This window comes from Shewanella psychromarinicola (assembly GCF_003855155.1).
In the GTDB taxonomy this organism is placed as follows: Bacteria; Pseudomonadota; Gammaproteobacteria; order Enterobacterales; family Shewanellaceae; genus Shewanella; species Shewanella psychromarinicola.
In genome coordinates, this window is record NZ_CP034073.1 from 349854 (window position 1) to 362123 (window position 12270).

The 12270-nt window shown below is 41.9% G+C and carries 9 protein-coding genes and 4 pseudogenes; 8 read left to right on the plus strand and 5 right to left on the minus strand.

Features of this window, described 5'->3' with window-relative positions:
- Positions 1 to 455 precede the first annotated feature (455 nt).
- The 5 genes and pseudogenes from napA to EGC80_RS01460 form a co-directional block, all read left to right on the plus strand.
- Positions 456 to 2939, plus strand: coding sequence for a nitrate reductase catalytic subunit NapA (gene napA, locus EGC80_RS01440; RefSeq protein WP_101032888.1), 2484 nt, complete (start codon positions 456 to 458; stop codon positions 2937 to 2939).
- A 98-nt stretch (positions 2940 to 3037) separates the two neighbouring features.
- On the plus strand, positions 3038 to 3469 hold the full coding sequence (locus EGC80_RS01445; RefSeq protein ID WP_124013999.1) for a nitrate reductase cytochrome c-type subunit: 432 nt from the start codon (positions 3038 to 3040) through the stop codon (positions 3467 to 3469).
- A gap of 138 nt (positions 3470 to 3607) precedes the next feature.
- Positions 3608 to 4264, plus strand: a pseudogene (locus EGC80_RS01450) (IS4 family transposase); the annotation flags it as partial.
- A gap of 87 nt (positions 4265 to 4351) precedes the next feature.
- Positions 4352 to 5101, plus strand: coding sequence for an IS5 family transposase (locus EGC80_RS01455; protein ID WP_124011573.1), 750 nt, complete (start codon positions 4352 to 4354; stop codon positions 5099 to 5101).
- A gap of 14 nt (positions 5102 to 5115) precedes the next feature.
- Positions 5116 to 5781, plus strand: a pseudogene (locus EGC80_RS01460) (transposase); the annotation flags it as partial.
- A 108-nt stretch (positions 5782 to 5889) separates the two neighbouring features.
- Here the strand turns inward: EGC80_RS01460 and EGC80_RS22325 are convergent.
- Positions 5890 to 6042, minus strand: a complete 153-nt coding sequence (locus EGC80_RS22325) for a hypothetical protein (RefSeq protein ID WP_164839408.1) — start codon at positions 6040 to 6042, stop codon at positions 5890 to 5892.
- A 93-nt stretch (positions 6043 to 6135) separates the two neighbouring features.
- Between EGC80_RS22325 and EGC80_RS22860 the strand changes: the two are divergent.
- Positions 6136 to 6275 (plus strand): annotated as a pseudogene (locus tag EGC80_RS22860) (helix-turn-helix domain-containing protein); the annotation flags it as partial.
- A 168-nt stretch (positions 6276 to 6443) separates the two neighbouring features.
- Here the strand turns inward: EGC80_RS22860 and EGC80_RS22330 are convergent.
- Positions 6444 to 6581 carry a hypothetical protein gene (locus tag EGC80_RS22330; protein ID WP_164839409.1) on the minus strand — a complete coding sequence of 46 codons (138 nt, stop codon included), beginning with the start codon at positions 6579 to 6581 and terminating at the stop codon, positions 6444 to 6446.
- 94 nt (positions 6582 to 6675) lie between these two features.
- Here EGC80_RS22330 and EGC80_RS01470 point away from each other — a divergent pair.
- Positions 6676 to 6867: pseudogene (locus EGC80_RS01470) on the plus strand (helix-turn-helix domain-containing protein); the annotation flags it as partial.
- 117 nt (positions 6868 to 6984) lie between these two features.
- Here EGC80_RS01470 and EGC80_RS22335 read toward each other — a convergent pair.
- Complete coding sequence (locus tag EGC80_RS22335) at positions 6985 to 7122, minus strand: hypothetical protein (RefSeq protein WP_164839409.1); 138 nt, start codon at positions 7120 to 7122, stop codon at positions 6985 to 6987.
- A 93-nt stretch (positions 7123 to 7215) separates the two neighbouring features.
- On the opposite strand from EGC80_RS22335, the gene EGC80_RS01475 reads away from it, so the two are divergent.
- The gene (locus EGC80_RS01475) at positions 7216 to 8100 is read left to right on the plus strand and encodes a LysR family transcriptional regulator (RefSeq protein ID WP_124014220.1); all 885 of its coding nucleotides are present in this window, start codon (positions 7216 to 7218) and stop codon (positions 8098 to 8100) included.
- Between the two features lie 108 nt (positions 8101 to 8208).
- Here the strand turns inward: EGC80_RS01475 and fusA are convergent, their stop codons facing one another.
- Entirely contained in the window at positions 8209 to 10302 is a 2094-nt protein-coding gene (gene fusA / locus EGC80_RS01480) for an elongation factor G (protein WP_124693448.1), read from the minus strand.
- A gap of 392 nt (positions 10303 to 10694) precedes the next feature.
- Positions 10695 to 12164 (minus strand): diguanylate cyclase, encoded by a 1470-nt coding sequence (locus EGC80_RS01485; RefSeq protein WP_124014219.1) that lies wholly within the window; start codon positions 12162 to 12164, stop codon positions 10695 to 10697.
- Positions 12165 to 12270: the final 106 nt, after the last annotated feature.

Below are 12270 nucleotides of genomic sequence, written 5' to 3' on the forward strand. Positions count from 1 at the left end.
GCTCGTTATCGCTTGTTATCCCTGGACGTCGCTTGTTATCGTATGTCATCGCTCGATATCGCTTGCTACCTAGATGTTATAGGATCTAGCCACGCAGCGTCCTAGAATCTAGGCTTTTAGTCGCTTAATACCTATTAAGAGCATAACCTTTACTGCTGTAAAGCCATATAATATACCCACTCCCTTTTTATCTCCTCGCATATATTAGCTTTCATCACCTAAAAACCCTGCATTTCAAGCATGAGAAGCTTTACAAGCAAACTCTAAAACAGCATATCCCTAATTATAGAAATGAGATTTACATCACGCTGAAAAATGTGACCTTGCACAACTATTAACCACTATACCCATTCGGAGGTATACCCATGTCGTTAGTAAGGTCTAGACTCACTCTATCACGTCACCTCCAATGACTATCACGAAACAAGAACAACATTCTAAGAGTGAGGAACACCATGAGCATCAGTCGTCGCGAGTTTTTAAAAGCCAACGCCGCTGCCGCAGCAGCGTCGGCCGTGGGTATCGCTATTCCAATTAATATCGTTCAAGCAGCTGAAGGTAAAAGTGAAATAAAATGGGATAAAGCCCCATGTCGCTTTTGCGGTGTAGGCTGTAGCGTTTTAGTGGGAACACGAAATGGTAAAATTGTTGCCACCCAAGGTGACCCAGAAAGCCCTGTTAACAAAGGCTTAAATTGTATTAAAGGTTATTTCTTATCCAAAATTATGTATGGCAAGGACAGATTAACCTCGCCATTACTCAGAATGAAAGATGGTAAGTATGATAAAGAAGGCGATTTTACCCCTGTAAGTTGGGATGTTGCTTTTGATACGATGGCCGAAAAATGGAAAGCCAGTATTGCCAAAAAAGGCCCTACATCAGTCGGCATGTTTGGTTCGGGTCAATGGACTATTTGGGAAGGCTACGCGGCATCTAAGCTCCACAAAGCGGGCTTTTTAACCAACAATATTGACCCTAATGCACGCCATTGTATGGCATCTGCTGTGGGTGGCTTTATGCGTACCTTTGGTATTGATGAACCTATGGGTTGCTATGATGACTTAGAAGCGGCTGATCACTTTGTATTGTGGGGCGCCAACATGGCAGAAATGCACCCCATCTTATGGGCGCGCCTAACTGATCGTCGATTAAGCCATAAAGATGCCCGCGTACATGTGCTTTCTACCTATGAAAACCGCAGCTTTGACTTAGCAGACAATGCCATGGTGTTTAAGCCGCAGACAGACTTAGTCATCTTAAACTATATTGCCAACTACATTATTCAAAACAAAGCAGTGAACAAAGACTTTGTCAGCAAACACACTAAATTTGCTTTAGGTACCACTGACATTGGTTACGGCCTGCGCCCAGAACACCCGTTGGAAAAGAAAGCCAAAAATTCAGGTAACGGGAGCTCTACACCCATTAGCTTTGAAGACTATGCCAAGTTTGTCAGTACTTATACAGCTGAATACGCGTCAGAAATGAGCGGCGTTCCGGTTGAAAATCTAGAAATTATGGCAAAAGCCTATGCCGATCCTGACATTAAAATAATGAGCTTATGGACCATGGGTATTAACCAACATACTCGTGGTGTGTGGGCCAACAATATGCTCTACAACATTCACTTGTTAACCGGAAAAATAGCCACTCCAGGCAACAGTCCATTTTCACTAACAGGTCAACCATCAGCGTGTGGTACTGCCCGTGAAGTAGGGACGTTCTCGCATCGTCTACCTGCTGATATGGTAGTAAAAAATCCTAAACATCGTGAAATCACTGAAAAACTATGGCAAGTCCCAGCGGGTACCATTCCCGCCAAACCTGGGTACCATGCAGTACAGCAAAGTCGCATGCTCAAAGATGGTAAATTAAACTGTTATTGGACCATGTGTACAAATAATATGCAGGCAGGCCCTAACATTAATGATGAAATTTACCCTGGTTTTCGTAACCCAGAAAACTTCATTGTGGTCTCAGATCCCTACCCGACCATCACCGCAATGGCTGCTGACTTAATTCTGCCAACCGCAATGTGGGTTGAAAAAGAAGGCTCATATGGTAATGCGGAACGTCGCACTCATTTTTGGCATCAGCTCGTACCAACACCTGAAGGGTCTAAGTCAGATTTATGGCAGCTGGTTGAATTCTCTAAACGCTTTAAAGTTAGTGAAGTCTGGCCAGCAGAGTTAATCGCTAAGCAACCTGAGCTAGCCGATAAAACCTTGTATGAAGTACTATTTGCCAATGGCGTAATCAATAAGTTCCCAGTAAGCGATTGTAAAGGTACTTATAACGATGAAAATGAACACTTTGGCTTTTATCTACAGAAAGGTATTTTCGAAGAATATGCTCAATTTGGCCGCGGACATGCACACGATTTAGCCGACTTTGACACTTATCACCAAACACGAGGATTACGTTGGCCGGTCGTCAATGGTAAAGAAACCACTCGTCGCTTTGTTGAAGGCAGCGATCCCTACGTTAAAAAAGGTGAAGGCTTCAATTTTTACGGTAAACCAGATGGTAAAGCCGTTATATTTGCATTGCCTTATGAACCCGCTGCAGAAGAGCCTAATGAAGAGTTTGATCTGTGGATGTCCACCGGGCGAGTACTAGAGCATTGGCACACAGGGTCAATGACCGCTCGAGTACCGGAACTGCATAAAGCCATGCCAAGTGCTCAGGTCTTTATGCATCCAGCAGACGCTAAGGCGCGCGGTTTAGCCCAAGGAGATGAAGTTACCGTTGCCTCTCCGCGCGGTGAAATCAACACCAGAGTGGAAACCAAAGGCCGTAATAAGCCGCCAAGAGGCGTGGTATTCATGCCATTCTTCGACGCCAAGCAATTAGTGAACAAGCTGCTGTTAGATGCAACGGATCCCTTATCAAAAGAAACTGACTTCAAGAAGTGTCCAGTGAAAATATTTAAAGCTTAATACGCCTTTTATATTCACTGCTGCTGTCATTGGGTGATTCAGCCATGACAGCTATGATGCTCAATTTCTACATTCATTAGGATGTAACGGAGATGAAAATGAAAAAACTACTTAGCGTCGCGGCCATACTATTAAGCCTTAACGCCTATTCTGGACAGCAAGCTTTAGCAGACAGCACCCCTGTTCAAGTAGAGTCTCGTGCAGGTAACGTCGCCATAAACGACAATTCGCCAGCCGATGCTATGGCAACTTATCCTACTCGAGGAAAAGCTATCCCACGCAGCTTTGCTCAGCAACCGCCGCTGATCCCTCATAAAGACAGCTATCGTATCACCACAGATAAAAACGGCTGTTTGACATGCCATGCTTGGGACAAAGCCAAAAGAATGAAAGCAACGCCAGTGGCAAAATCACACGTAGTCGATGACAAAGGCACATTAAATGGCATGAACTACTTCTGTGTACAGTGCCATGTTGCCCAAGCAAACAATAAACAGGAACTAGTGGAAAACACATTTACAACCAAGTAAGCCGCGAGGACATTACGTCCTTCTAGCCTCAATTTAAAAAAGCCACTTCTATTGAAGTCAATGCCGATCGTTTAAGAGCACTTGACCGATCCTGCAGATGAAAGATAATCCCTACCAGTATTCTGGTGGGGATTTTTTATGTTTGTGCAAGAGCTTGAGTTAGTTCATGAGTCTGTTGAAGAAAGCGGGTCTTACGGTTCTGTAATGGAGGCGATTGATTCAGATTGGATCGAACAATCACTCCTTTCAGCTAACAAGGCGAGTATCCGTAATCGCCGTCTGCCTGCCCAGCAGGCAGTCTGGCTAGTACTCTGGATGGGGTTAATTCGTAACCAGTCCATCAAAGAAGTCTGTAGCTCGATGGATATTGCACTTCAATCTGGAGACTCAACTTGGTCTCGCGTAGCGCCGAGTGTATTGACGGATTGCCGACGACGCTTAGGTGAAGCGCCTATGTCGTACTTATTTAAATCCACTGTCTCAGCTTGGCTTGAGCAAGCGTTGGGGGAGAATAACGCGCTAGGGCTTACCACCCTTGCCGTTGATGGAACCGTGTTTCGTTGCCAAGATTCTGAAGAAAATGCCAATGAGTTTGGTTTTATTTCAAACACACACAAACCCTATCCTCAACTTCGATTAGTCAGCCTTATATCGACTGAAACCAGAATGGTATTAGGTGCTGCCTTTGATGGCTGCCACGTAGGAGAGGTCACGCTCGCACAGCGTTTAGTTCAAGATACCCCTGATAATTCCTTAACCCTATTTGACCGTTGTTATTTCTCTGCTGACTTATTAGGGGCTGTTGATCTTTGTTTGAATTTTGTGCGAAGAAGGTAATCTCGTATAATTCACTTCGCCAAAAACAAATACAACGAGATTACCATGCCCCGATTAATGCTCACTGATGAGATGTGGTCGAAGCTAAAAGCTATTCTGCTTGATGATAGAGTTTATAACAAGCAAGAGCATCGATTTACGATGGAAGGTATCCTTTACCGATTGCGTGTTGGCTGCCCTTGGCGAGATTTACCTGAATATTTTGGCTTATGGAATACCATTTACCGTCGATTTTTACTGTGGTCAAGAAAAGGTATTTTACTTAGGCTGTTCAAAACATTATCGACTAATAGTGATACTGAATGGGAATTTATTGATGGAAGTTATGTAAAAGCCCATCAACACAGTTCAGGTGCATCATCTGATGAAAATCAAGCAATTGGGTTAAGTCGTGGTGGTAATACAAGCAAAATCCATCTCGCGGTAGATAGCTATGGTTTACCGATAGAATTCATTGTTACAGGTGGAGAAGTTCATGATAGCAAAGCAGCTAATGCCCTTATTGAACTATTGCCACAAAGTCATTTTATTATTGCAGACAAAGGCTACGACAGTGAAGCGATTAGAGATAAAGTGCGTGAATGTGGTTCAAAGCCAGTGATCCCTAGAAGACAAAATTCGAAGCAAGGAAATGGCGATATCGATTGGTGTTTATACAAATATCGGCATTTAGTTGAAAATGCTTTTGCTCGGCTCAAGCATTTTAGAGCGATAGCTACCCGCTATGATAAATTGAAAATTAATTTTGAAAGCCTGCTGGCTCTAGCTTGCTCTATAATTTGGCTGCCAATGTGAAAGATCAACAGCCCCTAGTAAACTGGCAAAGCTCTGGAGTACAGCGACATTGGCTGACACCCGTAAAGTCAAAGATGCGCTACGAGGTAGTCGAAGAGTTTGCGAATAATGACTTGCTCATTGATATGCCCGTCTCCCCACAGGCGAGAAAGAAAAATCCGGAGCTCCCTGAAACATGGCGCGCCCGTTTTATCGCTTATCAAGAGCCAAAAGGTGAAATAAAAGGATTTGTCACCTCATTGATTGACCCTGTTCAGTATCCGCTGGACAAGCTGCTAAATATCTACTGGCAACGCTGGGAAATAGAAGAAGGATATGGCGAACTTAAGCAAACCCAGCTGCAAAGCAAGGTGACGTTACGGAGCAAATTTGTTGAAGGTGTTAAGCAAGAATTGTGGGGAGTGCTTATCGCTTATAATCTGGTTCGTTTAGAAATGACAGCGATAGCAAAGGAAGCTAAGGTCGCGCCAACCCGTATCAGTTTTACCGCTGCAATAAGCTTGATAGATACACAATTAAGGTGGCTTGCTTTATCACCAGATGGAAAGCTGCCAGCGAAACTGAAGCAAATGCGAGCCGATATAAAACACTTTATCCTGCCAGATAAAAGAAAGCACCGAACGTATCCACGCTCAGTGCTCTACATACCCAGTCGCTATCCACTTAGATATAAACAATAGTGCTTATCCGAATAGCATTACTTCTATTGAAGTGGCTTTTTTATCTATTCAAAATGTGCAGATAATGCTGTCAACCCGCATAGCAAAAAGTGCTAAAAAAAAACCAGCCTAAGCTGGGTTTATTGTTTGAGATTTGTGCTGGGCAGACTGCGCACTCGGTTCTGCTGCAGTTTGTGATACATTATATGATTGGATCTCATCTTTCTCAGGCATCGCCGCTTGCCATAATGCGCCGACCCATAAACTTGAAGTTGATTTCATTGCCATTCCTCATTTTTGTTAACGAGTTCAAAGTAATCTTTTATGCTTCATAGGTAAAATGAATAATTATCATAGAGTGGATTCTATTTAAGCATGAATACTCCAATCAAGAACTTGCAGAGTTTTCTGACTTTAGTTGAAACTGAAACTTTACCCGTGCGGCAGAAAAAGGCTTTATAACCCAACCGACACCGATCAAAATCATCCAGCTTTTAGAAAACAATTTTGGTGAGTAATTACTTATTAGAAACAATCAACAGGTTGAGCTAACTCAGGCAGGGCAATGACTTAAGCAATGCCACGGCTGTTGAAGTGGCATTGTTACTGATTCAGCATTAGCCGCTAATACGGTTAACCAGCATCACAAAAAAGCTAAAAAAAACCAGCCTAGGCTGGTTTTTTTATTTTGATGTTTTGTGAAATGGGGTTTCTGGCACCGTTCGAGCTGTCTGCGTAACCGGTAATGCTTGGGCTTCATTTTCAAGCGGCATGGCGGCTTGCCACAACGCACCGACCCATAAATTAGAAATTGATTTCATTGGTTGTTCTCCGTGTCAGTTAACAAGTCCAAAGTAATCTTTTATGCTTCATCCGTAAAATGAATTAATACTATAATATGGATTCAATTTAAGCATGAACTTTTTAATCAGTAGCTTACAGAGCTTTATGACGCTAATTGAAACTGAAAACTTTACCCAGGCGGCAGAAAAAGGCTTTATGACTAACCCGACACTCACAAAAATCATCCAGCGTTTAGAAAACAATTTGGGTGAGAAATTGCTGATTAGGAACAATCAAAAGGTTGAGCTAACTCAGGCAGGGCAATGACTTGAGCAATGCCACTTCTGTTGAAGTGGCATGGTTAACCGATCCAGCATTGGCCGCTAACACGGTTAACTAGTATCACAAAAAAGCTAAAAAAAACCAGCCTAGGCTGGTTTTTTATTTTGATGTTTTGTGAAATGGCGTTTCTGGCACAGTTCGAGCTGTCTGCGTAACCGGTAATGCTTGCGCTTCATTTTCAAGCGGCATGGCGGCTTGCCACAACGCACCGACCCATAAATTAGAAATTGATTTCATTGGTATTCCTCCGTTTTGTTAACTAGTTCAAAGTAATCGTTTATGCTTTATCCGTAAAATGAATTAATAACATAATATGGATTCCATTTAAGCATGAATATTCCAATCAAGAACTTGCAGAGTTTTCTGACCTTAGTTGAAACTGAAAACTTTACCCGAGCGGCAGAAAAATGTTTTATGACTCAACCGACACTCACAAAAATCATCCAGCGTTTAGAAGACAATATGGGTGAGAAATTGCTGATTAGGAACAATCAAAAGGTTGAGTTAACTCAAGCAGGGCAATTGTTTGAAAAAAGTGCCAAGGAGATTTTGGGTCATTGGCATCGACTTCAAGAAGATATTAACAACCTCAATGGCTTAAAAACAGGACTATTACGGCTTGGCGTCTGCCCTATGATGAGCAGTTTAATTACCAGCTTGTTGACCAATTATCGGCAGCAATATCCTGGGATTGAAATACAGATGTACGAGTATGGCGGCTTTGGTTGCGAACAAGCACTATTGAACAACAGTCTAGATATTGCGTTTACCGCACTGCCGACAACCCATAAAACAGAGTTATCGAACCAACCACTGACTAAATATCCCTTACTTGCATGCTTACCCGAAGGACATCCACTCACAGATAAAGTGGAGATACGCTGGCAAGACTTTGAATCTTATCCATTCATTCTTTATAACGAAGATTTTTCATTAGCAAAGTTAATTAACCGTTTAAGCCGTGAAGCTGGGGTGCAACTCAATATAGCCTTTAGAACGGGTCAATGGGATTTTTTAGCCGCGATGGTTGAAGCAAACTTGGGCGTCGCGATTTTACCCGAACCCATTTGCCAACGATTAAGTAATAGCAGACTGGTATTTAAACCGATGCATCCCGCAATGACTTGGGATCTCGCATTAATATGGCGAGAAAACTTACCCTTAACCCCGCCAGCAAAAGCGCTATTAGCGCTCAGCAGAAACAGTTATGAATAACATCTACTCTTATATCATAACTGTTTTTATATCGTAGCAAGGGCATAAAAAAAACATAAAAAAACCGCTGCCTAGGCAACGGTTTTTTTTAGTCAATTGAAACGAGAATTACTTCTTAGTTTCAGCAGCCTTACGCTCTTTAACTTGAGCAACAACTTTCTCAGAAACGCTGTTTGGACATGGTGCGTAATGAGCAAATTCCATAGAGAATTGACCACGACCAGAAGTCATTGTCCGTAATGAACCAATATAACCGAACATTTCTGATAACGGTACGTCAGCTTTAATACGAACACCTGTAACACCAGCATTTTGATCTTTGATCATACCGCGACGACGGTTAAGGTCACCAATAACGTCACCAACGTTGTCCTCTGGGCTGAATACGTCAACATTCATGATAGGCTCAAGAAGTTGTGCACCCGCTTTAGGCATAGATTGACGGAATGCGCCTTTAGCGGCGATTTCAAACGCGATAGCTGACGAGTCAACTGCGTGGAAAGCACCATCTTGAAGTTCAAGTTCAACGTCTAACACAGGGAAACCAGCGATAGTACCTGTATTCATCATGCTTTTGAAACCTTTCTCAACAGCAGGCCAGAATTCTTTAGGTACGTTACCACCAACAACTTTAGAGGTGAACGTGAAGCCAGTGTTTTGCTCGCCAGGGCGAATAACGTAATCAATTTTACCAAACTGACCAGAACCACCAGACTGTTTCTTGTGCGTGTAGCTATCTTCGATTTCACGAGTAATAGTTTCACGGTAAGCAACTTGAGGCTCGCCTACAATTAGGTCTACACCGTAAGTACGTCTAAGAATATCAACCTTAATGTCTAAGTGAAGTTCACCCATACCTTTAAGGATAGTTTCACCAGAATCAATGTCAGTTTCAACACGGAAAGATGGATCTTCTGCAATCATTTTACCAATAGCGATACCCATTTTCTCAGAACCGCCTTTATCTTTTGGCGTTACAGAGATAGAAATAACAGGCTCAGGGAATACCATGGCTTCAAGCGTACAAGGGTGCTTAGGATCACATAACGTGTGACCCGTTTGTACGTTCTTCATACCAACAATAGCGATAATGTCACCCGCTTGAGCTGAATCTAATTCGTTACGCTCATCGGCTTGCATCTCAACCATACGGCCAACACGTTCTGTTTTACCAGTAAACGAGTTAAGGATGTTGTCACCCTTCTTGATTCGGCCAGAGTAGATACGTACGAAGGTTAATGCACCAAAACGGTCATCCATAATCTTGAACGCTAACGCTTTAAATGGCGCATCAACATCAACAATGGCGAACTCACCATTTTCGTTACCGTCTTCGTCAGTTAGAGGCTGTGGATCAACTTCAACTGGATCAGGAAGATAATCAATAACTGCATCTAATAATAACTGCATACCTTTGTTTTTGAATGCGCTACCACAGTATGTTGGGAACACAGACATTGTACGAGTACCCGCACGGATACAGCGCTTAACGTCTTCAATAGATGGTTGAACACCATCCATGTAAGCTTCTAATAGAGCATCATCCTGCTCAAGAGCTGTTTCGATTAACATTTCACGGTATTCTTCAACTAGGTCAACCATATCAGCTGGAACAGGTTGAATTTCGTAGTTTTCTGGTAAACCAGATTCATCCCAAACGTGAGCTTCACGAGTCAGTAGGTCAACAACACCAATGAATTCGTCTTCAATACCGATTGGTAAAACCATAACCAATGGGTTAGCCGCTAATACGTCTTTAGTTTGCTTAACAACACGTAAGAAGTCAGCACCCATACGGTCTAACTTGTTTACGAAGATGATACGCGCAACTTCAGAATCGTTAGCATAACGCCAGTTTGTTTCTGACTGAGGCTCAACACCGCCTGAACCACAGAATACACCGATACCGCCGTCAAGCACTTTTAGCGAACGATAAACTTCAACAGTGAAGTCAACGTGGCCTGGAGTGTCGATAACATTAAAACGGTGGTCTTTCCAGAAACAGCTTACTGCTGCTGACTGAATGGTGATACCGCGCTCAGCTTCCTGTTCCATGAAGTCTGTGGTTGATTCACCATCATGTACTTCACCGATCTTATGGATCTTACCGGTTAGCTTAAGGATACGCTCGGTGGTCGTGGTTTTACCCGCGTCAACGTGAGCGAAGATACCAATGTTTCTGCATTTGGATAATTCGGTCATGATTCAACTTTAATGATTAGTTTAAGAAGTAGACGGAGCATGCGAAAAAGGACCTACACACCGCACATCAGGTTATTAAGGCGCATATTGTAAATTGGAACCTTGCTGGGCGCAAATAGCTGGTGCAATATTTATTTGTTTTTAGCAAAAAAAAACTCAATAAATGCCAGTAATAAGATATAAAACAAACGATTAAAAAATAATAGTTTATTTTTTAATCGCCTCAGTAATTTCAACTAAAAATGTAAAATTGTAGCCTAAATGGGTAAATCGACATTTTTAGGCCAATATTATGCTGACAATGAACATACCACGACAACAAATAAGTATTTATTAACCCATAAAATGAGTTTCGCTAAGGCCACAAACATCAATCAATAGGGTATTTTTATCTAGGCACTACAATATTGATTACGTCCAGACTGCTTCGCTTTGAATAACGCCGCATCGGCTCGTTCAAAGCAAGCTTGGATCGGTTCATTATCACCCAGCAAGGCAATCCCGAAACTGCAGGTCACGTTAATATTGTTATAAAAATGAAAATAAGTAAGCTCATCGGTAATTCGTTGGCAAAGCTCTGCGGCATCGTGCAACTGTACATGCTGACAAACGACCACAAACTCTTCACCGCCCCACCTTGCCACAACATCAAGTTCTCTTACTGAAGCTTGTAGCACTTGTGCTACTTGAACCAAAATTTTGTCGCCGATAGCATGTCCATGCATGTCATTTATCGCTTTAAAAAAATCGATATCCATGATGATCAAACTGATATTGTTGTTCTGAGGTGTTTTTTCCTGAGGTTGCCTCGCATCCTCTAAAAAAGTTTGGTTAAAATATTGACGATTATACAATTTTGTCAGTGGATCATGTTGAGCCAAAAAATCGAGATCACTATTTTTTTCCTCAAGTTCTAATTGTAATTTTTGTAATTGCTTGTTGTTTACTTCTAAATGAACATTGTACTTGCTGACACACATGGTTCGGTAAAGTAGAAATAAAATAAACATCCCCAGAGCAGTCACCACTTGGATCACTAGGCTGTAATCAATGTCTTCAATAACAGTAATATTATGCCATTTCTTATAAATTGAAATATGCTCAGCTTGGGAAATTTTTGCCAGTCCAGCGTTAATTCGTGGCAGCAAATCTTGCTTTGCATGAGTAACGCCAATGCGTAACTCATCTTCAGGACCACCCCAGCCCGCTATTTTTAGCGAGGTTAACTCGTGTTGTTGAATATAGGCGTTAACAGAAAACATCGATCCTACAAAAACATCCGCCTCACCGTTAGCAACTCTCTCCAATCCTTGTCGCTCATTATCAGTCAATATGGTGTTGATAGTGGGGTAAAATCGTTGGATATATTCCACTAGACGATAATCTTTGGGTATAGCCAATAAGCGATCACCAATATTTTCAAATCCTTGTAAAAAAGGTTGGGATTTTAATGACACCAAGACATTTGGCGATTTAAAAAAAATATCGCTAAAAGAAAGATATGCGTCGCGTTTGGGTGTTTGATTTAAAATGGGGGTTAACTCGCATGCACCTTTTTTAAGTAATTCTAAACTCTGTCGCCAAGACGAGGTAGGCACTAACACAAAAGTGAAATCGGTATAATCTGTTAATAATGCTAAATAATCAGATGAAATACCAGTATGACGGCCATCGATAATGGCTTCATAAGGTAACCAATCTGGATCAACACAATAGCGGATGATATTACGGTTTTTTGAGTTGGTAAAAGACTGGCTCTCGGGCACCGAAGCACTGGCATGCTTAGTGTTAATCAAATTAATGAATATCAACAGCGTTACCAATAATACGCTAGAGAACTCAAGCCAGCTCAATCTTCTCAATAGTATGATCCAACAATTATGGCTCAACAATATAGTTGAACAGGAAAGTGAATATGCTATTTAGTGTAATACAACATACAAAAGTATGACAAAAAAATACCCGCTA